Origin of the sequence: Salinimicrobium terrae DSM 17865 (assembly GCF_000424665.1) — a bacterium.
Lineage (GTDB): Bacteria > Bacteroidota > Bacteroidia > Flavobacteriales > Flavobacteriaceae > Salinimicrobium > Salinimicrobium terrae.
Genome location: NZ_AUKI01000017.1, coordinates 18,575 through 44,101, shown reverse-complemented (window position 1 = coordinate 44,101; position 25,527 = coordinate 18,575). Strand labels below are relative to the sequence as shown.

The 25,527-nt window shown below is 41.8% G+C and carries 17 protein-coding genes; 9 read left to right on the top strand and 8 right to left on the bottom strand.

Features of this window, described 5'->3' with window-relative positions; translation table 11 throughout:
• Positions 1–24: 24 nt before the first annotated feature.
• The 5 genes from H148_RS0107525 (at position 25) to H148_RS0107505 (ending at position 5,925) form a co-directional block, all read left to right on the top strand.
• Positions 25–1,464, top strand: coding sequence for a sodium:solute symporter (locus tag H148_RS0107525; protein WP_029034254.1), 1,440 nt, complete (start codon positions 25–27; stop codon positions 1,462–1,464).
• A gap of 123 nt (positions 1,465–1,587) precedes the next feature.
• On the top strand, positions 1,588–2,613 hold the full coding sequence (locus H148_RS0107520; protein ID WP_029034253.1) for a dipeptide epimerase: 1,026 nt from the start codon (positions 1,588–1,590) through the stop codon (positions 2,611–2,613).
• A 5-nt stretch (positions 2,614–2,618) separates the two neighbouring features.
• Positions 2,619–3,599 (top strand): aldo/keto reductase, encoded by a 981-nt coding sequence (locus tag H148_RS17460; protein ID WP_051286292.1) that lies wholly within the window; start codon positions 2,619–2,621, stop codon positions 3,597–3,599.
• A 74-nt stretch (positions 3,600–3,673) separates the two neighbouring features.
• Positions 3,674–4,900: a C40 family peptidase gene (locus tag H148_RS0107510; protein WP_037324817.1), complete on the top strand. Its 1,227-nt coding sequence runs from the start codon at positions 3,674–3,676 to the stop codon at positions 4,898–4,900.
• A gap of 107 nt (positions 4,901–5,007) precedes the next feature.
• Positions 5,008–5,925, top strand: coding sequence for a serine hydrolase (locus tag H148_RS0107505; RefSeq protein ID WP_083961609.1), 918 nt, complete (start codon positions 5,008–5,010; stop codon positions 5,923–5,925).
• Positions 5,926–6,171: 246 nt separating this feature from the next.
• On the opposite strand, the gene H148_RS0107500 is transcribed toward H148_RS0107505, so the two are convergent.
• Genes H148_RS0107500 through H148_RS0107470 form a run of 7 tightly spaced genes read right to left on the bottom strand, consistent with a single transcriptional unit; the run spans position 6,172 to position 18,581 of the window.
• Positions 6,172–6,984: an endonuclease/exonuclease/phosphatase family protein gene (locus tag H148_RS0107500; RefSeq protein WP_037324815.1), complete on the bottom strand. Its 813-nt coding sequence runs from the start codon at positions 6,982–6,984 to the stop codon at positions 6,172–6,174.
• 29 nt (positions 6,985–7,013) lie between these two features.
• Positions 7,014–10,793, bottom strand: coding sequence for a phosphodiester glycosidase family protein (locus H148_RS18320; protein ID WP_051286290.1), 3,780 nt, complete (start codon positions 10,791–10,793; stop codon positions 7,014–7,016).
• 6 nt (positions 10,794–10,799) lie between these two features.
• Positions 10,800–12,638, bottom strand: coding sequence for an outer membrane protein assembly factor BamB family protein (locus H148_RS0107490; RefSeq protein WP_029034249.1), 1,839 nt, complete (start codon positions 12,636–12,638; stop codon positions 10,800–10,802).
• A 16-nt stretch (positions 12,639–12,654) separates the two neighbouring features.
• Entirely contained in the window at positions 12,655–14,436 is a 1,782-nt protein-coding gene (locus H148_RS17450) for an exo-beta-N-acetylmuramidase NamZ domain-containing protein (protein ID WP_051286289.1), read from the bottom strand.
• A gap of 3 nt (positions 14,437–14,439) precedes the next feature.
• Positions 14,440–15,363 (bottom strand): N-acetylmuramoyl-L-alanine amidase, encoded by a 924-nt coding sequence (locus H148_RS0107480; protein ID WP_037324812.1) that lies wholly within the window; start codon positions 15,361–15,363, stop codon positions 14,440–14,442.
• Positions 15,364–17,283 (bottom strand): glucosamine-6-phosphate deaminase, encoded by a 1,920-nt coding sequence (nagB, locus tag H148_RS0107475; RefSeq protein ID WP_029034247.1) that lies wholly within the window; start codon positions 17,281–17,283, stop codon positions 15,364–15,366.
• Positions 17,284–17,321: 38 nt separating this feature from the next.
• On the bottom strand, positions 17,322–18,581 hold the full coding sequence (locus H148_RS0107470; RefSeq protein WP_029034246.1) for an ROK family protein: 1,260 nt from the start codon (positions 18,579–18,581) through the stop codon (positions 17,322–17,324).
• Between the two features lie 197 nt (positions 18,582–18,778).
• On the opposite strand from H148_RS0107470, the gene H148_RS0107465 reads away from it, so the two are divergent.
• The 4 genes from H148_RS0107465 to H148_RS0107450 all read left to right on the top strand — a co-directional run bounded on the left by H148_RS0107465 (position 18,779) and on the right by H148_RS0107450 (position 24,089).
• Positions 18,779–19,951 carry an acyltransferase family protein gene (locus H148_RS0107465; protein WP_245583399.1) on the top strand — a complete coding sequence of 391 codons (1,173 nt, stop codon included), beginning with the start codon at positions 18,779–18,781 and terminating at the stop codon, positions 19,949–19,951.
• 40 nt (positions 19,952–19,991) lie between these two features.
• Entirely contained in the window at positions 19,992–22,928 is a 2,937-nt protein-coding gene (locus H148_RS0107460) for a serine hydrolase domain-containing protein (RefSeq protein WP_029034244.1), read from the top strand.
• Between the two features lie 79 nt (positions 22,929–23,007).
• Positions 23,008–23,403 (top strand): CidA/LrgA family protein, encoded by a 396-nt coding sequence (locus tag H148_RS0107455; protein ID WP_245583398.1) that lies wholly within the window; start codon positions 23,008–23,010, stop codon positions 23,401–23,403.
• Positions 23,400–24,089, top strand: a complete 690-nt coding sequence (locus H148_RS0107450; RefSeq protein ID WP_029034242.1) for an LrgB family protein — start codon at positions 23,400–23,402, stop codon at positions 24,087–24,089. The genes H148_RS0107455 and H148_RS0107450 overlap by 4 nt, the downstream gene beginning before the upstream one ends.
• A gap of 36 nt (positions 24,090–24,125) precedes the next feature.
• Here the strand turns inward: H148_RS0107450 and H148_RS0107445 are convergent, their stop codons facing one another.
• Complete coding sequence (locus tag H148_RS0107445; protein WP_029034241.1) at positions 24,126–25,382, bottom strand: exo-beta-N-acetylmuramidase NamZ family protein; 1,257 nt, start codon at positions 25,380–25,382, stop codon at positions 24,126–24,128.
• Positions 25,383–25,527 lie beyond the last annotated feature (145 nt).

Below are 25,527 nucleotides of genomic sequence, written 5' to 3'. Positions count from 1 at the left end.
CTCAATAATTCTGAAATTAAACCTATGACTCCATTACTGGTCTTTGGTATTATCGCGGGTTATTTCCTCCTTTTGATGGCAATAAGTCACTTTACCTCCCGGAAAGCCGATAATTCAACCTTCTTTACTGCAAACCGCCAATCGCCCTGGTTCCTTGTGGCCTACGGGATGGTGGGGGCCACTTTGTCGGGAGTAACTTTTATTTCAGTTCCGGGGGAAGTTGGGAATTCGGGATGGACGTATTTGCAGTTCGTAATGGGAAATATGGTAGGTTACGCAGTTATTGCTCTGGTGTTGATCCCTTTATTCTATAAGCTACAACTAGTTTCTATTTACCAGTATTTACAGAACAGATTTGGGCAAAATTCATACCTCACAGGTTCAGGTTTCTTTCTTGTTTCGCAAACTATTGGAGCTTCCTTCAGGTTATTCCTCGCAGCACTGGTACTCCAAATTGCCTTTTTTGACGCCTTTGGAATTCCATTTTATGTAACAGTGTTTGTTACAATTGCTCTTATCTGGCTTTACACTTTTAGAGGCGGGATCAAAACCATCGTATGGACAGATACGCTGCAAACCACTTTTCTTTTACTTGCTGTACTAATTAGCATCTACATGATCACCGCTCAAATGAACTTAAGTGCGCCAGATGTGGTAAATGTTATTGCCGAAAGTGATATGTCCAGAATTTTTGATTGGGACTGGAGGTCTGACCGGAACTTCTTTAAAACATTCCTTGCCGGTATTTTTATCACCATCGCTATGAACGGGCTGGACCAGAATGTGATGCAGAAGAACCTTACAATTGAAAAGACAAGGGATGCTCAAAAGAACATTTTCTGGTTCTCTCTTACCTTCTTCTTTTCTACTATGCTTTTTCTTGCTCTCGGCGTATTGCTTTATAAATTTGCCATGGATCAGGGGATTGAAATTCCCGGAAGTACAGACGATCTCTATCCGCTTCTGGCTCTAAATCATTTCGGTATTCTCGCCGGGATTGTCTTTCTGTTGGGTATTATTGCCGCTGCTTTTTCCAGTGCAGATTCCGCTTTGACGGCCTTAACCACTTCCTTTTGCGTGGATATTCTGGACATACCAAAGCAAAAACAGGAAAATCAGAAGAAAACCCGCTTAATGGTACATATTGGATTTACACTTCTTATGTTTTGTGTTATTGTGATCTTTAATGAGATCAATGACAGTAGTGTGGTGAATTCGGTGTTTAAAGTGGCCGGGTTCACTTATGGTCCGCTTCTCGGTCTTTTCGCCTTTGGATTACTGTCAAAAGTAAAAGTTAAGGACAAATTCGTGCCCCTGGTGTGTATTGCTTCTCCGCTTATTTCGGTATTACTGGATATCAATTCCACAGTTTGGTTCAACGGTTATAAATTTGGTTTTGAAATACTTTTAGTAAATGCTGCTATTACCTGTCTTGGTCTTTTTCTATTGAGGAAGGGGGTGTAAATTAGGAATAGAATTAAATTTGGTTTGAAGGATATTATTAAAAATTTCCCGTGAAAAAATAGATGCTTCAGAAGTTATGATGGCTTTATTCAGGGAAGTCTCAACTAATAAAAATTTACAGGAATGATACTGAAAACTCACAGCTACAACCTCGAACTCAAAAATACTTTCAGGATTAGCCACATTAGCCGTGATGTACAGCCAACATTGATAGTAGAACTCTCCGATGGTAAATTCACCGGCTACGGGGAAGCAGCTGCCACTTCTTATTATGGGGTGACTGTGGAGGGAATGGCTAAAGACATAAAATCCGTGGCGCCAATAGTTGACGAAAATCTGCATTTAACCCCCGAGGAAATGTGGGAAATTCTAAAACCACATTTTAAAAACAAATCTTTCTCTCAGTGTTCCCTGGATATCGCCATGCATGATTTTCATGGTAAAAGAATGGGTATGCCTTTATATAAATTATGGGGACTGGAGTTAAAGGACCTTCCGCTTTCGAACTACACGATTGGAATAGATTCTATTTCAAAAATGCTTCAGAAAATGAAAGAATTTCCCTGGCCAATTTATAAAATTAAGCTGGGTACCGACGAAGACGTGGAGATCGTAAGTGAATTGAGAAAACACAGCAAAGCCGTTTTCCGGGTTGATGCGAATGGAGCCTGGACGGCGCGGCAGGCGATCGATTATTCGGTTTTAATGAAAGATCTGGGGGTTGAATTTCTTGAACAACCTCTTAAGGCTACAGATACAGCAGGGATGGCGGAAGTATATGAGCACTCTGTTCTTCCGGTCATAGCTGATGAAAGCTGCATTACAGAAGCTGATGTAGCCAAATGTGCCGGATTATATCATGGCGTGAATATTAAACTTACAAAATGCGGAGGTCTTACTCCCGCACGTCGAATGATTGCCGAAGCGACTAGTTTAGGAATGAAAGTTATGGTTGGCTGTATGACAGAATCTACCGTAGGACTTTCGGCAATTGGCCATCTTCTTCCTTTACTGGATTACGTGGATATGGACGGTGGTATGCTCATCAAGAATGATATTGCAGATGGGGTGAAGGTATATGATGAAAAAATACATTTTCCTGATAGAAATGGGACCGGTGCAGAGTTATACTCTAAAATTAAAAATTAATAACTATGAACTTACGACGTTTTGGAAAAACAGATCTATTTGTCAGCGAAGTAGGTTTTGGAGCATGGGCCATTGGTGGTGGTGCCATGGTAGGCGATACAGCTATTGGCTGGGGAGAGGCAGATGACAGAACCTCTCAAAATGCCATTTTTAAGGCCCTGGACCAGGGAATTAATTTTTTTGATACAGCCGATATTTACGGATTAGGACACTCCGAGGAATTAATTGGAAAAATGCTTGGAAACAGAGAGGATGTAATTGTGGCCTCTAAAGTGGGGAATGTAGCACGAGAAGGAAAATTTGGTGTAGATTATTCAAAACAGCATATCCTAGAAGCCTGTGATGCCAGTTTAAAAAGACTCCGCCGGGATGCGATTGACTATTATCAGCTGCACACGGCACGTCTAACTCATTTGCAGCAGGAAGATTGTATAGGAGCAATGCAAATGCTTCAAAAGCATGGAAAAATAAGAAACTGGGGTATATCCCTTAACACATACGAACCTTTTCCTGAAGCAGAATACCTTATCGAAAATAAGCTTGTAGATGGTTTTCAGCTTGTTTTGAACATCCTTAATCAAACAGCCCTTCCGCTCATTAAAAGAGCATCAGAGGCGGGTTATGGAATAATTGCACGCATGCCTTTGCAATTCGGGCTTCTTACCGGGAAATTTGATAGCGGTGCAGAATTTGCAGATAACGATCATAGAAATAATCGTTTAACTCCTGCAGTTATTCAAGCATATAAAGAAGCGGTGACGAAAATATGGCCGTTATGTGAAAAATATGGCTTAACTAAGACTGAGCTGGCGCTAAGTTATATTCTCAGCTATCCTGAAGTATCAACGGTCATTCCGGGGATAAGAACAGAAGAACAGGCAATAAAAAACACAAAAGGATTAACCTGCCTTGAAAAAGAAGATTTGCAGTTAATAGAAAATGCAGATCTTGATGCTGTGATGAAAATCATTAAACAGCAGGGTTAGTAAACACCGTCATTTACGAAAGGATTTAAGAAAAATAATTACCTATATTTAGTTAAGAATTAAACAGATAAATAATGAAATCAATTAAAAATTTGACCTTTTTGGCACTCCTCCTTTTGGTGTCTCTTTACTCCTGTAAAACCGAAAAGGAAGAAACTTCTGCAGAAAATGAAGTAGACCCATATATTACAGAAGTTAGGGATGAATACGCTCCCGATTCCAGAATTGCTCTTTTTGATGTGGAAGCAAATGATGAAGGAGAAGTATATGTCTTAAAGGGAGAATCTAATATGCCAGAGGCTGTTTCTTCTTTAAAACAAAAACTTGAAGCACAGAATATCTCTTATAAAGATAGCATTGCTCTTCTTCCTTCTGCCGATCTTGAAGGAAAAACAGAGGGAGTGGTAAAAATTTCTGTGGCTAATCTACGATCAAAGCCGGCCCATTCTTCCGAACTTGTTACCCAGGCGACCTTAGGAATGCCTTTAAAAGTTTACAAGAAAGACGGTGGCTGGTATTATGTCCAAACACCCGAGGGCTATCTCGCATGGGTAGATTATGGTGGTATCACCCCAATGACTCCGGAAGAACTGGCCCAATGGAAAGCTACAGATAAGGTAATGTATCTTCATACTGCAGGTTCTTCTTATGAAGAGCCGAACGCTGAAGCCGGAATAGTTTCAGATCTTGTAGCGGGCAATGTCCTGGAACTGGTGGGGGAAAAATCAGGATTTTACGAGGTAAAATATCCGAGTGATAAATCAGCATTTATTAAAAAACAGGAAGCGCAGCCATACGAGCAGTGGCTTGCCTCTCTTGATCCTACTGGAGAATCCTTAATTGAAACATCCAAAACACTAAAAGGTCTTCCATATTTGTGGGGCGGTACTTCTCCAAAAGGAGTGGATTGCAGCGGTTATACAAAAACGATCTATTTCCTTAACGGAATGGTGATTCCGCGGGATGCTTCTCAGCAAATAAGAGCCGGAGTGGTGGTTGATTCTACAAAGAATTTTGAAAATCTTGCTGCTGGAGATCTGCTATACTTCGGAAGAAAAGCAACAGATACAACTTCAGAACGTATTATACACGTAGGGATGTGGATTGGAGACAATAAGTTCATCCATTCCATGGGCGAGGTGCACATAAGTAATATGGATACTGCAGCAGAAGATTTTGACGAATATAATTATAACAGGTACCTGCGAACCAAAAGAGTATTGGGTCACGATGACGAAAAGATAATCCGGCTGGCAGAAAGCAATCTTTTTACAGATCGCAATACAGACTTCAAAGAATGATCTTCAAAAAGCGGCTTTTCGGCCGCTTTTTAATTTAATCCCTCGAAGTACACTAACTCTCATCTTGGTAATCCCTGGAAGATCTGAAGTTTAAAACTTAACTTACAATGAATACATTAAGACCTTTCTTAGCAATTCTATTCCTTTGCTCTTCTACAGCTCTTTTCTCCCAGGAAAATAATGCGCAAATGCTGAAGCAGAAAACAGAAAAAAAGCTTCAGGAGATTTTTCAAAGTTCTCCTGCAATCACAGGATTGGTAGCAGTTGATCTCACTTCCGGTGAAAAGATATCCTGGAATCCCGATGTGCAGTTTCCGCAGGCCAGTTCAATTAAAATTCCAATTTTAATTGAAGTTTTTAAGCAGGCCAGTGAAGGGAAATATTCTCTTTCAGATCGGTTGCCTGTCAATTCGACCAACTTAGTGGGAGGTACCGGCATCCTTAAAAATCTTGATGATCCTGCACCTTTAAGTATTAAAAATCTCGGAATTTTAATGATTGCCCTGAGCGATAATTCGGCTACAAATTCTCTTATTGATCTGGTAGGGATTCCAAAAGTCAATAAAACTCTGCAAAGCCTAGGAATGAAACAAACATTGCTACAGCGGGAAATGATGAATTCTACGGCTTCTGCGAGAGGAGAGGAGAATCTTGCAACGCCTGCAGAAGCGGCTAAGATTCTTCAGCTTTTGTACAAAGGTGAATTTATTAATCCCAATGTCTCCAAAGAAATTGTTGACATCCTTAAAATGACCGATAGAGAGGACAGCCGTCTTGCTGCCGGGATAGCCGAAAATGTTGATATAGCTTTTAAGCCGGGGTTTATTAACGGAGTTTCAGTAGAATGGGCTATTGTTAATCTGCAGCAGCGCCCTTATGCCGTAGCCATTATGGAAAGTCACAAAGTTAGTGGTGAAGCCGAAGAAGTCATGGAAGACGTATCTAAGATTCTGTACAATTATTTCTGGAGAATGGGAAATGCCAGTGAATACGGCACTTATGTTGATCCCAAACCGAAGAAATAATACCAGTCTAAAATATGTTTTTTATAGTAAAATCATTTGTTTTTAAGGGGGTGGTGAAGATTTGGGCTAAAGCTCGATGGAATATGGGTCCCTTAACCCACGGCTGAAGCTACGGACTATTCTTAAAACCCATTAATCACCAATTACTTCAAAAAATGGTTTGTCTCTAGCTTTAGTCGGAGGTACAGGATATATATAAAAAAGGACATTATCCCAATCTTTCAAATTAAAATTTAGAGAAAGAATTTAAAATCGTTTCTCAGCCAGTAATTCCAGTACCACAAAATAGGCACAATGATCTGATGCTATCTTGTGGCAAAGCACTTCTTTCTCCAGGATCTTCCAGCGGTTTGCAGGGTAGAACATAATGTAATCGATCTTTTTCTCGGGAGCATTGGAAGGGAAAGTGGGTTCGGGAGCTACTTTGTCATAAGTGGAAATCCACATGGATTCCAATATCCCGATAGCCTCACTGCCCGGTACATCATTCAGATCTCCTGCCAGGATGGTAGGAATTGTATTTTTTTCTATAAAGGAATTGATCTTTCTTGCCTGGGCTAATCTGTCGGGGCTTTTTTCAAGGTGATCCATATGCGTACCAAGTAACCTTATGGTATCTCCTGCAGGAAGGATGATGGTGGCTGTAGCGGCGATCCGCGGCTCTTTGTCTGGAGAGCCGGGCAGCTCGATCTTCCCTGTTTTTAGAAAGGTCCATCTGGAAAACAGCGACTGTCCATATTCTCCTCCGTCAAAATCCACTGCTTTGGCGAAAATGGAAGACATACCGGTTTTTAGCGCCAGTTCTGTATTGATATCCCGCTTCTGCGCCCTATTTGTTCTTAAATCCACTTCCTGAAGTGCCACAAGATCGGGTTTAAGATCGTTGATTACTTTAGCTACTATATCCAGATCATTGTCTCTTTTTGTAGTCGCTCCATGCAGGATGTTATAGGTAAGCACCCTTATAATATTACGGTCCTCCCGGATCTCCTGACACCTGACAGTTGATGTGAAGATCAGTAGAAAAATAAAAGATAGAGTGAGGGATAAAGCTTTCATTTTAAACTACAAACAATAAACAAAACTCTTTACTCCATTTTGTATATATAAAATCCTCCTCCTTTATCCCAGCTTCCAAAGATGAGCGTCTTACCATCGGGAGAAACGCCGATTCCCCGGGGTTCTGCACCATTAACTTCCGGAAGTTCTACAGTCCACATTCTCTGCTCGTTTTCATCCCGAAAATGAAAGGTTGAAGGGGAGATGCCACTTGCCCGCACTGCAGCAAAGAGCCGGCCGTCTTCCATTACCTGGATGGCGCTGGAACCGGATGCTGTACTGCTGATATCCTTTTCCCGCTGATAACGAATTCCGTCATCTGAAGTATATTTTTGGATTACCGGACTTCCCGGATCGGGGAAATAAAGTATTTTTCCATCCCTTGTCATATCAAAAGTCCGGGAAAGAATGCGATCGTTAAGATCCAGGGTTCTTACCAGTTCAAAGGAAGAAGGATCTTCTGTGCTCTGCTTGAGCACATAATTTGGATCATCCCCAAATAGTGACATGGCATAAATTTCTCCCGATGCTGATGCCCGGGGAGCAGTAATGGCTCTTTCTCCTTCGGGAACTTCCCAGGCAGCAATGCCTTTTCCAGTTTTGGCGTCGATCTTAAGGAGATGACGGTTTCTGCCTACGAGAATATTTCCGTCGAGGTCAACTCCAATGCCGTTGACTGGCCTCAGGCTGAATTCCTGACCCTTTATGCTTACATGAGTTAAAGGGGAGAAAGAGACCTCTTTTCCATCCTTGTTTTTGACGATCAAACCATTATTATAGTCGGCCAGCCAAATTTTTCCCTCGTTATCCCATTCTGCACCATAGCCGGCTCCCGAAGCATGGATCTTGCCGGTAAATTTTATTTCTGGAGCGGGAACTTCGATGAAATCGTCAAGGGGCTGAGTGCTTTTTATCAGTCTTAGAGCAGTTACCGGTCCTTGTGTGGTGTTTTCACCGTCGGTTGCTGTCACGCGGTGGTAAAAAGTTACCGGCTGCCCTTCCGAAGCATTTCCGAGGAAACTAAACCAATCCTCTTCTGTAAGTTTGATGCTGTTGCTGCGCCCGGAAAGCTCCTTGAAAATGACATTTTTGAAGTCCCTGTCTGTAGCCAGTTCATATTGATAAGAGACAAAATCCCCATCGGGATCGTTGACCTTTTCCCATTCAAGCTCGTACAGGGCTTGAAGGTCCCGTACTCCGTAAATATTCTTTTCTTCATGAGAAATAATATTAGGGGCAGGCGGGAATCTATTGTTTTTGGGATATAACTGCGCACGGAGTTCTCCTGCCTTTGTCCTTACAATTACATGCAAAGCACCTGCCGATAAAAATTCCTTTAGATCCCTGTTTGAAGTAAAACTTCCGGTAAGGGTCCCAGTTCTTCGCCTTGATTTTAGATTTAAGGAAGTAAGAAATTCACCAGATTCTGTATTTCTGCCTTTATAGAGGCCTGCATCCAAGGGTTTTCCTGAGAGCTCACCCAATTTACCTTTAAAAATGAGCTTTCCGTCTTTGATTTCTGCTTTTAAAGTACCGCTGCCTTTTTCCTTATCGTTAACCGGATTGAAAGTGCCACTGGCTTCAGTAATAACAGGAATATCCTGTCTTAAAATATGTCCATTGACTCCAAAGACCGAAGATGGTAATCTGCTTTCATCAAACAGTTTCATATCTCCCGCATCCTTCGTCTTGATCTCATAAGTGGTGTAGGCGATGGAATCTTTATCCTTAAAAATATCCATAATTGTCACCGTATTTACCGGCGGATCCTCTAAGGTGAGCCAGCCACGGGGACCTGAGCCTGCCGCACCGGTGTTGAGTAGCTTAAGATATCCTCTTTTTCCTGGATAAAAGGCGTGCTGGTGCCCGCTTATATAGGTATGGACATTGTTTTGTTCCAGCAGCTTACGTAGTTTTTCCGGCTCCTGTAAAACATTTCCTCTAGAGTCTCTTTCCTGCGCCACACTGTAAAGCGGCATATGACCCAACACGAATCTATAGTCGGCATTCTTTGCTTCAGGAGTGCGAAACTGCTCCTCCATCCATTTTAAATTCTCAGAAGTTATTTCTGAAGAAGAGGCGTCCCAGGAAACGAAAAATATACCATCCTGCACGAAGGAGTAATAGTGTGGAAAATGTGTGCTGTCAACGAAATTGAGGTCTGGCAAATTTTCATTCCAATATTGAGCGGTCATTTTTCTTTCCAGTTCATAAGAGCGGGGGCCGTCATGATTCCCAAGCGTAAAAGCAAACGGAATATTGGCATTTTTGAGAGGTGTGGCAATATGTTCATCAAAGCCCGCCCACATCTTTTGTAACGTCAGGGTATCATCAATGCCCATTCCCGCCACCATATCCCCGCCACTTACTACAAGATCGGGCTTCCACAAGCGCGGAATCCTTTTAATTATGCTATCTACCTGCCACTCGTATTTTGCAGCTCCCAATCCTGAATTCAAATCGCTAATCACTGCAATCCTCACATCTCCACGCACAGGAAGTTGTGGTGAATTTTGTGTTGGCACGAGCCTGATGGCATCTGTTACCAAATTGCCATCCTGACCGCCTCCTAGGATCTCCAAAGAATCCCGGGGGCCGACATTAAAGTTACCCAGAATGTTCCATTTTCCATCGGTATGCAGGTTGCTCTGGTCCACGTAAATGGTGTCACTACTTTTGTACCTATGCACCACGTAAGCCGCCTTTGAAGTATTTTGATCATCGTTTACTGCCCACCATGCCGCCACCTGATAATTTTTCTGCGGAAGATCCTTGAATTTATAGATCGCTCTGTTATAAAATTGCCCTGCGGATGTACTGCGGGAGGGAGTATCACCGTAATAATTTACTGAATTAGAGTTCTTCCAAAGCCCATATTCTTTATAATTATCATCTGAAGTATCATAATAAACCACTTCTTTTCCTTCGGAAGGAATATATTCTGAAAGTACGAGGGCACTTGCATTATTTCTGAGACTGTTGCGGTTTCCGCCGGGAATGTCCGTAGGTATGTTCACCACCTCACTGGCAGCTATCATTGCTGAAGAGCCGCCACCATCCAGATTCAGCGCCTCTTTGGCTCCCGCCGTTTGCATGAGAAAAGCAAGTTCGGGTAATGTTACTCCTGCACTGGCTTTTTGTCTGCCGTCAATGACCATCATGATCAAATTTCCATTGGCGTCGTACCCAATTGCTGTCCTGGGATGCCGCATCACATGACTGCCTCCGAAACCTTCCTCTTTAGCAGTAACATTAATTTCTCCATTCGTCAAGAGAACAGGTCCACCACCTACAGCCTGAGCTGCGGAATAAGATTGTCCGTTTTTTGCTCCGGGTGTCTCGTAGTTAATCAGAACATTATTATCTTCTGAAGTTCCTGTCCAGGTGATCTCGGGATTTCCATTAATCATCCCAAAAGCTCCTCTGGGAACGTCTACGGCATTTCCGGAAGCAACCAGTTCGCCGTCAGAGATTAAAAGGCTTACAGAAGAGGTTGCGGCAAAGTATCCGCCGTTGATGGAGAGAATTCCATTATTTCGAAGGTGAGTTTCTTCTGTGGTTTCGCGATGGGTGTTGCTGCCAATGGCTCTTAACTTCAGGTTTTTATCAGCCAGGTCAATTTTTGCATAAACTCCTCTTACAGGTTCGCCATCTACCAAACTTCCGAAGCCATCATAAACCTGCACCGAAGCCGGTAGCAGGATGTTGAGGTCTTCTCTCGGCTGCCATTGGATATTGATCTCCTGTGCAAAAGACCAATTTATTCCTAACGAGAAGAAAAGGAGAAGATGAAAGACTCTTTTGTACATAATTTACTATTTCCAGGTTAAAAGTATCACTTTACCGTCCATTGTGGAAGCGACTAAACTATTGCTGTCAATAATCCTTATGGTATTGACCATTGAATGGTCAATCTTGAATTTCCAATTTATCTTTTCGGTTGCCGGATCAATGCTGTATATCACTCCATTCCTGGTGCCGAAAAGTACCTGCCCGTCCTGCTCATACAGCATGGAAGGCACGTGATCGTAACCGAAATTACTGTTGATCCTTTTCAGTATTTTTGGCTCCTTTTTGTTGGTCTCAAAGATTACCACTTCATCGTTCATGGTTTTACCAAATAGCCGGTTTCCGTCTTCAGAAATTCCGAGGGATTCTCTTACGGTAGCTTCATTTGTTCTCCAGAGGGATTCTCCTGTTTTGGCATCGATGGCAGAAAGATATCTGTCCGGTGCCACTATATAGACCACATCTTCATTAGCGACAGGGATAACCATGGCAGGTGAGAACATGCGGTTAGGAGATTCGTTGTTCCACTTCCACTTTAGACTTCCGGTTTCTTTATCCAGTGCATAGAGATGTCTATCCCATGCTCCAAAGATGACCTGATCTTCATATAAAAGTGGAGTAGAAACTACAGGTCCTTCAAGGCCTTTGAAAGTCCATTTTTCACTGCCGGTTTCAGCATCAAGAGCGCGGAATTTTCCGTCACTTCCACCTATATACACGATGCTGTCCTGAACTACCGGAGATCCTAATACAGAATGCTCTGTTTCTGTTTTCCAATTTAATTTTCCTGTAGCTGCATCAAAGGAATAGATATTTCCATCCCCCGACCCAAGGATTACCGAATTTTTAAACGTGGCAGGAGAAGAAAATATCCCACCTTGAGTTTCATAAGTCCAAACAACTTCTCCTGACTCTGAGGAAAGCGCCTCCACCAGGCCAGTGCTGTTACCGAAAATTATCAATTCGTCAACATAAGCCGGAGTGGAGATCACATTAGCATTTGAATGATATTCCCATTTCTTTTCAACTTGAGAGAAAGAATCGTTTACTGCATAGGAAGGTCTTTCGTAGATGCTGTCATTTTCAAAATTTCTTTTTCCCAACGTAATTTTTCTCCAGGCTTCTGCAGTTTCTCCTCCCGGCGTACGCTCTCTAAAAATGGCATTTTCGGGAGTTATTTCTACGATATTATATCCGCCAACTGAGTCGCCTGCACGCAAGTTGGATCTTCCCATGCTGCCGGGAATTCCTTCAAAATCCATAGCCTTGTTTCTATGGCCGTGACCACAAATGGCAAATTGGGTGTTGTAATTTTTTAGCCGTTCTGTAGCTTCATACCAGTTGTCTAGACTATTGTCCAGTGGATAATGATTAACAAAAATTATGGGTTGTTCTTTAGGAGTTGCTGCAAGCACCTCATCCAGCCATACGATCGCATCCCTCGGAATATGACCGTCGGACATTCTTACGTAAGGCCCGGAAGCACAACCAATGAATTTATAACCTTCGTGTTCAAAAGCGAATTTGTCATAGCCGAATTCCCTTATAAAACTAACTCCACCTGACTCAGACCACCCGGTGTCATGATTGCCGGGAAGAATGTACCAGGGAATATCCAGTTGATCAATGATCTGTTTTGCCAGTTCAATTTCTTCATCGGTTCCCATCTCTGTAATGTCGCCGGTGAGCAGAACGAAATCCAGGTCTTCCAGGGCATTGATGTCATTTACCGTTCTTTGCAGATCTTCTTCGGCCACTCCGTTTGGAGAACCAATGTGAGTATCTGTGACAAACGCGAATTTAAATTCCTGGGCCTGCAGGGTGATGCTTATGAAATACAGGATTGCGAAAAAGACCTTTTTCATTCCGGTATGTTTTAGGTTAATATAGGAGAAACCGGGCTCTTTTTTGCCTGAAGCTTTCGAGGTCGGTCTTCCACTTCAAGATAATATCTTCGGGGGAATTTCCTGCATCCAACAACTCTCTAACTTCAGAAGTTCCTAAAAGCCCATCGATGCGGGCCTGTCGCCACTTAAAATTTTCAGGATAAAGGGTTTTCAATGCATGAAGAATGTAGATCCCGGCCTCAGCCGATTGGAATTTGTCACGATCAGTAACCATCATTTTCACTCCATTCACCTGCTCGCCTAAAAATTTTGGAGGATAAATCTTAATACCATCCACAATACTATCAGGAACAAAAGTAACCGGACGGAATTCCACACCTTCCATTTTATAACTGTTGAGTTGGTCAGCTAATTCGTGCCCTTTTACCCATGGGGCACCAAAATGTTCGAAAGGATACATAGTTCCTCTTGCCTCAGAATAATTTGTGCCTTCGAGGAGACAGGTAGCGGGATAAACTATCGCTGTCTGGAGGCTGAGCATGTTGGGAGAAGGTTTGATCCAGGGAAGTCCCGTTTCATCATACCAATGATGTCTTTTGTAATTCTGCACTGGAATCACAGTCAAATCTGCCTTTTTAAGTCGTTTTTGTTCTCTTTCACCATTGTACATCAATGCAAGTTCCCCAACTGTCATACCGTGAGTAACAGGAATTACTCCTACTCCAGTTTCCGGATCTAATGCTCTTCCCACCGGGCCATCCACATAATTAGCAGAAAGAGCGTTAGGACGATCCAGTACAATAAAAGGAATATTATTTTCGGCGGCTGCTTCCTGCACCTGGAGCATAGTCTTGATATAAGTGTAATAGCGTGCTCCAACATCCTGAATATCAAAAACCAGCACATCCACTTGTTCCAGCATTTCGGGAGTGGGTTTTCGTGTTTTTCCGTAAAGAGAAATAATAGGGAGTTTAGTTTTTTGATCTGTTTCATCGGCAACATGAGTGTCTTCTTCGCCTCTTAAACCATGTTCGGGTCCAAAGAGCAACTTAAGATCAACATGCGGGTTGTTGTTTAGCAGGTCGATGAGGTGAGTGCCATCGGGCAATATCCCCGTGTGATTGGTTACCAGACCCACACGTTTTCCTTCCACCAAATGTGCAAAGGCTGGTGATAATAGTTGTTCGGCGCCAATCTTCACCCGCGGGTTATTCAATTCTTCGACTTTCTTTCGAATTCCTGGCAGCAGGCGGTAAAGTTCCGTACCGGGGCAGGTGGTTTTGGCCTGGTCTTTATGTCCGGAGACAGCTTCTGCAGTGACCTTATACTTTTCAGCTAAAGCCAGCACCAGTTTTTCAAGCTTATCTACCTGGGCTTCATTTATTTTTTCCTCATTGAAGTTTCCTTCCACCACAATAAGCGCATGACCGTCAAGATCGTAATCTGTATTTGAATCTCCCTGATACTGCAATTCCCGACCTTCAGCTACACTGCCATCAACCGCAATATAGAAATGGTAAGGGACATCCGGCCATGGTTTTTTTGGAGTTCCGTCGCCCAGAGCTCCTTCGCTATAAGAAAATTTTTGAAGTGCCTGCAGCTTTTCTTTAATGCTTCGATCTTTATTCTTAAATGTTCCTGTATGGTGAATGGTGATCATGCGCGGAATATGCCTCGTAACTTCCATTTTGGGAGGTTCTGCCTGCCATTCCTCACGGGCGATCATATCGATTTCTTCCACCTCGACCTGCCCATTTGCGGTGTGACTTAGGAGAAGTTGAACTGCAAAGGCGAAAAAGAGTGGTAGAAGTCGCATTTTCTAAAGGTATTTGAGATAAAGGTTATACAGGATTTTAAGATCCTCATCTGTTAATTCAGAATTTATATCCTTCTGAATAAAGTGTAATTTAAAGGCTTTGATTGCCGCGTCAAGATCGCTCACATCATATCCAATTACCCGCAGTGCAAGCTTTGGATCTATAGTGAGGTGAATACTGTCTGAAGCACTTCCGCCTTGGTGAATTTCATTTCCGGCAATTTCAATTTCCCTAATAGCTTCAGAAGGAACAATACTATCACCTACCACTTTTGGATTGGCTTCAATTTCATCATACCAATAGCCGAAACCTTCTTCGGCCAGTCTTCCCCACGGGAAAGTAGGATTGGGATCCACTTTCCTGGAGGGTGCAATATCTGAATGGCCAATAAAATTTGCGGTAGGGATGGAATGTCTTTCCTTCAACACCTTAAGAAGTTCCAGAAGGCTTTCCATCTGGAGTTCAGCAAAAGGTTCAAAACCGTTATTGTCAAGCTCAATCCCTATAGAAGAAGAATTAAGGTCGGTGTTATTTCCCCATTTTCCGGCTCCCGCATGCCAGCCACGGTAGTAATCGTTGAGCATCTGGTAGATATCTCCATCCTTTCCAATCACATAGTGAGAACTAACTGAAGTGCGGGGTAGTGTAAATGTGTTTAATGTATGCTCAACAGAATTCTGCGCAGTGTGATGCAGGATCACGTAATTGGGTTTGCGCAGGCTAAAATTAGTTGTGCCTACAGGGTAGGGGCCATAATTGATCAGTGTATCATCCAGGTGTTGCTGGGGAAAAGCTTTTAATTCCCTTGCAAACTCCCGGGCTTGTTTTTTATGATCCCGGTTGGTTTTTGAATAGGGATTGGCGCTGCAGCCAACCAATATGGCTAACACGAACGCACCTACCCACACTATTGAAAAGGTTCTCATCTAATATTTCCTTTTAACAAATGCTTCCATAGCCTCATAATTTGCCAAACCTAACTTGTGATAATCTCTGGCTGTTTCGCGATTCCTGTCTTCGGCCCTTTGCCAGAATTCTCTTTCATCATCTCCTGGAAAAACAGGCCTGTCTTTTTGTGACTGGTGCTGGAAAATAGCGTTGCGTTTTCTTTGCACTTCCATAGGAGAAAGAGGTACAGCCATCTGGATCTCATGAGTTTCGAATTCATGCCAGGCTCCACGATACATCCATAACCAGGTATTCTTGATCCAGTCTTCTGTCTCATTAAGACGGCTCATGGCTTCCAACACAATATTAAAACATACCAGATGCGTACCGTGTGGATCTGCAAAATCACCTGCTGCGAAGACCTGGTGAGGTTTTATTTCTTTTAGCAGTTCCATAGTAATTTCAACATCTTTATCTGTTGGAGGATTTTTCATAGTCTTTCCTGTCTCATAAAACGGAAGGGCCATGAAATGGATATTCTTATCTGATAATCCTGCAAAACGAGCCCCGGCAATAGCTTCAGTTTTTCTAATAAATCCTTTTACATCCCTTATTTCTGAAAGGTCAAGTTGATTTGGTTGTTTAGTCTTAAGAAACTCCCGCATCTTATCATAGATGCTCTCCAGCTTACTGCTGTCTTCACCAATACTTTTATTGAAGTCAATAGCAAATTCCACATATCGCAGTACATCGGTATCCCATACAGCTGTATTTCCTGATGTTTGATAAGCAACGTGAACTTCATGTCCCTGGTCTACCAGTCTTATAAAAGTTCCTCCCATTGAAATAACATCATCGTCTGGGTGCGGGGAGAAAATGAGGGAACGCTTTTGAGCGGGTTCGGCTCTTTCTGGACGCTGTGAATCATCGGCATTGGGCTTACCACCAGGCCATCCGGTGATGGTATGTTGTAGCTGATTAAAAACGTTAATATTGATATTATATGCCGGACCTTTTTCTGTGGCCAGCTGAGCCATTCCGTGGTTGTTATAATCCTCATCGGTAAGTTTAAGGATTGGCTTTTTAACTTCATGTGAAAGCCATATAACTGCTTTTCTAATAAGATCATCATCCCAAATACAGTCTTTGACAAGCCACGGCGTATTGAAACGGGTCAACTCTGCGGCTGCGTCTTCATCCAGAACAAATTCTGTATTTTCTGAAAGTTGAAGATATGTGGCCGGCACTTCCCCGGAAATTTCTCCTTCTACGGCCTTTTTTATAATCGTTGCCTTTTTCCTGTTCCAGGCCATAAGGATGATCTCTCTTGCCTTAAATATTGTTCCGATCCCCATGGTGATAGCTTTGGTAGGGACATTCTCTTTTCCTCCAAAATCTCTGGAGGCATCCCGCCTTGTGAGATCGTCCAGAGTTACCAATCTGGTACCCGAGTTTGGAGCAGATCCCGGTTCATTAAAACCAATGTGACCTGTTCTACCAATACCCAGGATCTGTAAATCCAGACCTCCCAGAGCTTCTATTTGATTCTCATAGGCAATACAAAATGGCGCAATATCTTCTTTTTGAAGGGTGCCGTCGGGAATGTGAATATTCTCTTTTTTGATGTCGATATGATCAAAAAGATTCTCCTTCATGAAAGTCACATAGCTCTGCCTTGAATCGGGGTTCATAGGATAATATTCATCAAGATTGAAGGTAATCACGTTAGTAAAGCTAAGGCCGTCCTCCTTGTGACGACGCACCAGCTCTTCGTAAACCTGCACAGGAGTGGCCCCGGTTGCCAGACCCAATACCGCCATTTCGCCCCGATCCTGCTTTCTCTTTATGAGATTTGCAATACGGTCGGCTACCTTAAGAGAAGCGATCTGAGCATTTTCATAAACAGTTACAGGTACTTTTTCGAAACGTGTTTCTTCGAGAAGGTTTAATCTTGCCATAGTTATAGTAGTGGTGATAATTATTATGCTTCTTCAGTTCAATTTTTATTTATGAGGGAAATTTGTTTCCCAAAGATGTTTTCCATCACTGTTGCTACAGATCCTAATAAAACCGAATCTTCTCCCAGATTAGAAAGTGAAATCCTTGTTTTGGCTCTTAGTTGAGCCATGCAGTAGGTGTTTATAGACTGCTGAATAGGAACAGTAATGAATTGTTTTGCGCGTGAAAATCTTCCTTCAAGGATAATCAGTTCCGGGTTAAAAATCTGAATGAGAATCGCCAGACCCTTTCCAAGGTTGATCCCCAGTTTCGACAGGATATTAATAGAGAATTGATCGCCCATGTTTGCAGCCTCAATAATAGTTCGTGGCTGCAGGCCTTCAATTTCTTTCCTGGATAAAAGGCTTAAACTGGTACTTTCTCCTGCCTTGATACCCTCCTGAGCCATTCTGGTTAGTGCTAGCCCCGAAGATACTGTCTCAAGACATCCTCTTTTTCCACAGTGACAAAGAAGACCATCATCTACCATCGGGATATGTCCAAATTCTCCCGCAAAACCTGTGGAGCCCTGATAAACCTTCCCGTCTATGATTATCCCTAGACCTATTCCCCAATCCATTGAAATGACCAGCACATTTTCTTTTTTACTTGCCAGCCCAAAATTTAATTCGGCCAAACAGGCACTCTTTGCATCATTGAGAATAAAGACCGGTTTTTGAAACTTTCGCTTAAGGATAATTTCCAGGGATTCCGATTCTTCCTCCTTGATAAAATAAGTGAAATTCTTTCCTTCCTGAGAAGAAACAAGTCCGGGCATGCTAACCCCAATTCCCAGAAGCTTTTCCAAATTAATTTTGGAACTTTTTAAAAGTTCACTTGCTTCCTCAAAAAGGTGATCCACGAGGCCATTCTCATTCTCCAGCTGAAACAAACCTTCAAATTCGGCCACTTTTTTATTATGATTGTCAAAAATGGCCATTTTGATCCTAGACCGCTCCAGTTGTATACCCATCACATAAAAGCTATCCTCTTTAAGCCTGTAAAGATCTGGTTTCCTTCCCCCGGCAGATTTTCCTTGCCCTTCTTTCTTTATCCAGTCTTCATCTATTAACTGGTTAAGTAGCCTTATGGACGTTGGTGAACTAATACCAAATTGTTCACAGATATCTGTATTCGTTTTTGGACCCTGGAAATAAAGGTTCTCAATGATTTTTATCTTTTGCAGGTGCTTTTTTTGCTCTACATTACTGCTAGTTTTGAGCTGCTCGGTTTTAAGGAGTAGTTTTTGAATATCCATTATTTTCTAGCCGCTTTTAATACGGTTCTGGTTTATGAGCTCTAAAAATAGGACAAAAAGAGAATACCGCCAAGAACTTTACTTAAATTTTTATAAAAGATATTTTGTTTAATAAAAATTTATATTTTTAGATCTGGAAATAATTCGGATTATTTATAAAATTTTTTTTGAATTGGTTTTTTGACAATTTATGAGTAATGGGCAGTATTTCGGAAATAAGCATGGGTAATCAAACAAAAGCAATATTGTCCGGTAAAGGGAAAAGGTATCTCGCTCTTGATGTATTGCGTGGACTTACGGTCGCTTTAATGATTTTGGTAAACACTCCGGGTAGCTGGAGTACAATATACGCCCCTTTTCGACACGCTGCCTGGCATGGCTTCACCATTACAGATCTGGTTTTTCCTGCCTTTCTCTTTGTAGTTGGAAATGCCATGAGTTTTAGCATGCGAAAATTTGACGCACAACCAGATGCTGTCGTTTGGAAAAAGATTTTAAAAAGGACCTTTTTAATATTTTTTATTGGTCTTTTTTTAAGTGCTTTCCCCTTTGTTTACAGGTCTGGCGGGGAATTACTGCTCAAAGATCTTACTAGCCTTCGTACTATGGGAGTTTTACAGCGTATCGCATTGTGCTATTTCTTCGCCTCATTAATTATAAAATATTTTAAGCTGAAGGGATCTGCCATAATATGTGTAATCATTCTTTTCCTATATTGGGGATTGATGTATTATTTTGGAGATACAGGGGAACCATATTCTAAAGAAGGAAATGCAGCCTTAAAATTCGACCTCTTATTTATTCCTTCGGAAAATTTGTGGAAGGGTTTTGGATTTCCTTTTGATCCTGAAGGTCTTTTAAGCACACTTCCTGCTATTGTAAATGTTATCGCAGGATATTTCGCCGGAATTTTTATTCAGAAATCAGGTAACAACTTCACTACGGTTATGAAACTGATAATTGCCGGCTTGATTTCTGTTTTATTAGCAGAAGTTTGGGATATGGTGTTTCCTATAAATAAACCTCTCTGGACCAGCTCCTATGTTGGGCTCACCACCGGGTGGAGCCTTGTGCTTATAGGAATTTTAATCTGGCTAATTGAAGTGATAAAGCTAAAGCGTTGGACTTATTTTTTTGAGGTTTTTGGAAAGAACCCTTTATTTATTTTCGTCATGTCCGGGCTTGTCGTAATGCTTATGAATGTGATCTGGATAGATGGTGTCTCGATGAAAGGCTGGTTATATGATAATTTTTTCCTTAGTTGGCTTGATCCATATAATGCATCCCTGCTTTTTGCCGTTACATATTTGCTCTTCATGTGGCTTATGGGCTACTCGATGGATAAAAAACGAATCTATATCAAGGTGTAAATGTATGCTTCAAAAATATAAATAGTATAAATACTCAAAAATGAGAAATTTCTTTTCCCTTTTTCTACTACTTACAATAATGATAAACCTGCCAATGCAGGCTCAAAATACTGAACCTCCATTTTTAAAATACACCAAGAGTAAATGGGTAGACTCAATTATGAAAAGTCTCACGCCCGATGAGCGTATTGCGCAGCTTATCATGGTAGCAGCTTATTCTAACAGGGGAGAGGAACACAGGCAGGAGATCCTTGAGCTCATTAATGAGCAGAAAATTGGCGGACTTATCTTCTTCCAGGGAGATCCCGCGAGTCAGGTGAAGTTGATGAATGAATATCAGGAGGCTTCAGAAGTGCCTTTACTGGGAGCTATTGATGCCGAATGGGGATTGGGAATGCGGTTGGATAATACCATAAGTTACCCTTTCCAAATGGCTTTAGGCGCAATACAGGATGAAGATCTATTGTATGAACTTGGAACCGAAGTTGCCAGGCAGATCAAAAGAACAGGGCTGCACCTAAATTTTGCCCCGGTGGTTGATGTAAATAATAACCCTAACAACCCGGTAATTAATTATCGCTCTTTTGGTGAAGATAAATACAACGTTGCCCGAAAGGCCACTGCATACATGAAAGGGATGCAGGACGAGCAATTACTCACCACTGCAAAACACTTCCCGGGTCACGGAGATACAGATACAGATTCTCATTACGCACTACCACAAATAAATCATCCTACGGTAAGGCTCGATTCTCTTGAGCTTTACCCTTTTAAAGAAATTCTTAAAGCAGGAATAGGCGGCGTAATGGTAGCGCATCTCAACATCCCTGCCCTGGATTCTACAGGAGTACCGTCTACTTTATCCAAACCTATTATTACTGGTTTGTTAAAGGAGCAATTGGGTTTTGAAGGTCTGATTGTGACAGACGCAATGAACATGAAAGGAGTGACCGAAGGCAATGAACCCGGAGTTGTGGATAAAGATGCTATTCTCGCCGGGAATGATCTTTTGGAATTTACAGAAGATGTGCCCCGGGCAATACTCGAAATAAGAAAGGCTGTTAACCAGGGTTTAATTTCTCAAAAGGAGATTGACACCCGGGTAAGAAAGATACTGGCAGTTAAGCAATGGGTGGGATTAGACCATTATGAACCCACGCCAGTAAAAAATATTTTAGATGAACTCAATACTCCCGAAGCTGAGTATCTTAACCGCAGACTTGCAGAAGCTTCCCTTACTGTATTAAAAAACAAGGAAGGCCTATTGCCGGTACAGGATCTTGACACGCTACGCATAGCCTCAGTATCCTTTGGAATGGGAAATAAAACAGTCTTTCAGGAAAACCTTGATCTTTATGCGGGAATGACACATTTTTACCTGCCGGTAAACGCTTCAAAAATTATGGTTAAAACCCTTAGAAATCAATTAAAAAATTATGATTTGATAATTGCAGGGATCCATGACCAGAGTAAATTTCCACGGAACACTTTACGGCTAAATCAAAATGTGCTGCTGCTGATAGAAGAACTTGCGGAAAAAGACAACGCGATTTTTGCCTTTTTCAAGAATCCTTATGTGATGGATAAAATAGAAGGGATCGAAGAGGCGGCAGGTCTTGTTGTTGCTTACCAGGATAGTAAGGAAACCCAGGAAGTTGCGGCTCAACTCATATTTGGCGGTATAGGCGCCAATGGAAAACTTCCGGTAAGTGTGGGAGAAAAGTTTAAAGCGGGGGAAGGTATGGAATTGAAGGGAGAAATCCGGTTTAGTTATACTCTACCCGAAGCTGCAGGAATGGATTCTGAGATCCTCAACAAGCGTATCGATTCCCTGATGAACCTGGCAATGCAAATGAAAGCCACTCCGGGAGCACAGATCCTTGTGGCGAGGGACAGGAAAGTAATTTTTCATAAAGCTTATGGGGAACATACTTACTTTGATACCATACAAGTTAAAAAAGATGATATTTATGACCTGGCTTCAGTAACAAAAATTTCAGCTTCCATGGCAGCGCTTATGAAATTGTATGAGGAGGGGAAATTTGAACTGGACGGAACACTGGCCGATCACCTTCCATCATTCAGAAGATCAAATAAGGCCGATATTCCTTTTTCAGATATACTTACGCACCAGGCCAGATTCCAGCCCTGGATTCCCTTCTGGCGAAACATTCTGAAAGAGGACGGCAGCTTTAAACGTAGGACTATCAAGAGTACTGCTTCAGAAGATTACCCGATAAAGATCAGTGAAGGGATGTACCTGCAGAAGGATTATCCCGACAAAATTGTGAAAGCAATTAGAGATTCTCCTTTGAGGGAGAAGAAGGAATATCGATATTCAGATTTCTTTTTTATTCTTGCGCCCAGGGTAGTGGAAAGTCGAACAGATCTTTCATTTCCGGAATTTCTTCAGGAAAATTTCTATGATGCTTTAGGAGCCAGTTCTGTGGGTTTTAATCCGCAGTTGCCTCCATATAAAATTGTGCCTACAGAGCATGACTTTCTTTTTAGACAGGAACCTATTCACGGTACGGTACACGACGAAGGAGCGATTATGATGGGAGGTGTCTCCGGGCATGCAGGCCTATTTGCCAACGCCAATGACCTTGCGAAGCTGTTACAAATGTACCTTGATGGGGGTGAATACGGCGGAAAGCGATATCTGGAAGAAGAAACACTTCAAAAATTTACCGCACGAACCTTTACGGATTCAGATAACCATCGCGCCCTTGGATTTGATAAACCTTATTATAACGAGGAAGGAGAAAGTAGAAATACCGCACAGGATGCATCGGCGGCAAGTTTTGGCCACACCGGTTTTACAGGTATAATGGTATGGATGGATCCCGAAACAGATTTATTGTACCTGTTTCTTTCCAACAGAGTTCATCCCACCAGAGACAACCACCGGCTGTATTCTCTCAATACCAGGACAGAGATCCACCAGGTGCTTTACGATGCAATAAAGGAGCAATAGAAAAAGGATTGGCAATAGATTCCTGGTTGGGAAGTATTATTGTCCACGCACTTTATAAAAAGGAATAAAATTTTTTCCATTGAGCAGGTACAAATTTTTGAACAACATTAGACACTATATAGAAGACCTGGTGTCATTGAAAAGGCTAAAAGCATTTCTTTATATTCTGGTTTTTCTTGGAATAGGTGAGTTAGTGAGATTTGTTTTTAAACTACCAATTTCCGGGAATATTATTGGTATGCTCTTTCTGTTTATCGCCCTTAAGCAGAAATGGATTAATCTTGATAAGATCAAACCTGCTTCAGATAAACTTCTGGAATTTTTAGTTTTGTTTTTCATTCCGTATGGAGTGGGACTTATGGTCTATTTTGACCTCATTAGAGATTACTGGCTTCCCATTTCAATAGCAATTATAGCCAGTACACTTTTGACTTTATATGTCACTGCGATCATTCTCCAAAAATTCGGAAAATGAACAACTTTTTGCAGTTACCAATCTTCGGAATAGGAATTACCATATTGTTTTATCTTCTGTGCGGAAAGCTTGGGAAGCTGCGCCTGTTTTTTCTGAACCCCGTGTTACTAACTGTTGTGGGAATCATTCTCTTCCTCAAAATTTTTAATGTAAGGTTTGAAAATTATAACGCAGGAGGTAAGTACCTCACCTATTTTCTAGGTCCCGCAGTGGTTGCACTTGGAGCGTTTTTTTATGAAAAATATGAAGAGCTTCGGCGGGATTTGAAATTATTCTCTATTTCTGTAATTATAGGGGGGAGTTGTGGAATTGTGAGTGTGGTTTTGTTTCTGCTCCTCCTGGAAATGCCCCTATTCCTCATAAAATCTTTAGCATCAAAATCTGTGACTACCCCCATTGCTATTGAAATCACCAAAACAATTGGAGGTATACCTGATATCACTGCCGGAATTGTGATTGCAGTTGGGGTTTTCGGGAATGTCATTGGCCCCATATTTCTTAGGAAATTAGGAATAACAGATAAAAGAGCAATAGGTGCAGCCCTTGGAACAGCTGCTCACGGGATTGGTACAGCCCGTGCGCTACAGGAAGGAAAAACTTCGGGAGTCTATAGTGGAATTGCCATGTGCTTAAACGGAATTATCACGGCTTTTTCGGCGCCTTATATACTTTACCTGCTCTTATAATAGAACTTCTCCGATGCGCGGAAAAGTCATTGAAATCTATTCATAGATCCGGTATTTCTCACGAATTTGAGCATAATCTTTCAGACCTTCTTTCCAGGTAGCTTTTATTTCCTGTGAAGTCATTCCGGATTCTATTTGTTCCTGCAGCTTTTTCGTTCCGGCCAACTTAGTAAAGAAGCCTTCCCTGAAGAAATCTTCTTTATTTGAAGTATTATTATAGGCATTGATCAACCAGTCCAGATTAATTTCGTTAATACTTGGATGATCTGTCAAATTTTTACCATAGACGGTGACGCCATTGTGTTTTGGGTCATTTGCACCTTCATTTGGTCGGGGTACATAGGTATAATCATATACCTCAGGATTTAAAAAAGGGGAACCAAATACTTGGAACTGATTCGAAGTTCCCCTTCCCGCATTCACGTTAGTCCCTTCAAAAAAGCATAGGCTGGGATAAAGATTAATAGCTGTTGCATTAGGTAAATTGGGAGAAGGTTTGAAAGGCGGTGCGTATTGTAGGTTATGATTATAGTTTTCCATTTCTACGACTGTAAGGTCTGCCTGAATACCATTATTCATCCATTTCTCTCCATTTAACATTTGGGCGTACTCGCCAATCGTCAGGCCGTGAACTACGGGGACAGGGTCCATACCAACAAAGCTTTGATGGGCAGCCTCTAGTATAGGTCCATCAATGTAACTGCCATTTGGGTTAGGCCGGTCAAGAACGATGATAGGAATTTTATTTTCAGCCGCGGCTTCCATCACGAGGTGAAGTGTGGAAATGTAGGTGTAGAACCTGGTCCCCACGTCCTGAATGTCAAATATAAGAACATCCACATCCTCAAGTTGTTCGTCAGAAGGTTTCGTATTGCTGCCATACAATGACAATAAAGGGAGACCAGTTTTAGAATCCACCCCGTCAGTTATTTTCGCGCCGGCCGGTTCAACCCCTCTAAAGCCATGTTCTGGTGCAAATACCTTCACCACGTTCACATTGAGAGAAACCAGAGAATCGACGAGATGTGTATATTTCTCTTGCTCTTCTATTTCTGGAGATTTCGACAGAGATTTTTTTATTACCGTTGTATTATTGCCAATGATTCCTACTTTTCTATTTTCCAACTGTGGCAGGTAAGCTTCAGTCCTGTTGGCACCTAAAACTATAGGGTCATGCAGGGGCTCTGAATTTTGTGCACCAACATTTTTGTCTTTAGCATCCTGATTTCTACAAGAGGCTGTTGTTATAACAAATAAAAACAAAATCAGGTTCTTAAAGGTGTTCAAAAACATATAATTAGATTTAGATCTAAAATCGAATATAGTATTTCGGAATCATATTCGTGCTTCAAATCAAAAAAAGTTTAATGATATTTTCATAAAAGAACTCTCGTTTGTTTTTAAAAATCTCAAAAAAGAAGGCCGAAAATTTTTTATT

Coding starts and splice junctions, on each gene's coding strand:
- H148_RS0107525 (WP_029034254.1), top strand. CDS start 25: ATGACTCCATTACTGGTCTTTGGTATTATCGCGGGTTATTTCCTCCTT.
- H148_RS0107520 (WP_029034253.1), top strand. CDS start 1,588: ATGATACTGAAAACTCACAGCTACAACCTCGAACTCAAAAATACTTTC.
- H148_RS17460 (WP_051286292.1), top strand. CDS start 2,619: ATGAACTTACGACGTTTTGGAAAAACAGATCTATTTGTCAGCGAAGTA.
- H148_RS0107510 (WP_037324817.1), top strand. CDS start 3,674: ATGAAATCAATTAAAAATTTGACCTTTTTGGCACTCCTCCTTTTGGTG.
- H148_RS0107505 (WP_083961609.1), top strand. CDS start 5,008: ATGAATACATTAAGACCTTTCTTAGCAATTCTATTCCTTTGCTCTTCT.
- H148_RS0107500 (WP_037324815.1), bottom strand. CDS start 6,984: ATGAAAGCTTTATCCCTCACTCTATCTTTTATTTTTCTACTGATCTTC.
- H148_RS18320 (WP_051286290.1), bottom strand. CDS start 10,793: ATGTACAAAAGAGTCTTTCATCTTCTCCTTTTCTTCTCGTTAGGAATA.
- H148_RS0107490 (WP_029034249.1), bottom strand. CDS start 12,638: ATGAAAAAGGTCTTTTTCGCAATCCTGTATTTCATAAGCATCACCCTG.
- H148_RS17450 (WP_051286289.1), bottom strand. CDS start 14,436: ATGCGACTTCTACCACTCTTTTTCGCCTTTGCAGTTCAACTTCTCCTA.
- H148_RS0107480 (WP_037324812.1), bottom strand. CDS start 15,363: ATGAGAACCTTTTCAATAGTGTGGGTAGGTGCGTTCGTGTTAGCCATA.
- nagB (WP_029034247.1), bottom strand. CDS start 17,283: ATGGCAAGATTAAACCTTCTCGAAGAAACACGTTTCGAAAAAGTACCT.
- H148_RS0107470 (WP_029034246.1), bottom strand. CDS start 18,581: ATGGATATTCAAAAACTACTCCTTAAAACCGAGCAGCTCAAAACTAGC.
- H148_RS0107465 (WP_245583399.1), top strand. CDS start 18,779: ATGGGCAGTATTTCGGAAATAAGCATGGGTAATCAAACAAAAGCAATA.
- H148_RS0107460 (WP_029034244.1), top strand. CDS start 19,992: ATGAGAAATTTCTTTTCCCTTTTTCTACTACTTACAATAATGATAAAC.
- H148_RS0107450 (WP_029034242.1), top strand. CDS start 23,400: ATGAACAACTTTTTGCAGTTACCAATCTTCGGAATAGGAATTACCATA.
- H148_RS0107445 (WP_029034241.1), bottom strand. CDS start 25,382: ATGTTTTTGAACACCTTTAAGAACCTGATTTTGTTTTTATTTGTTATA.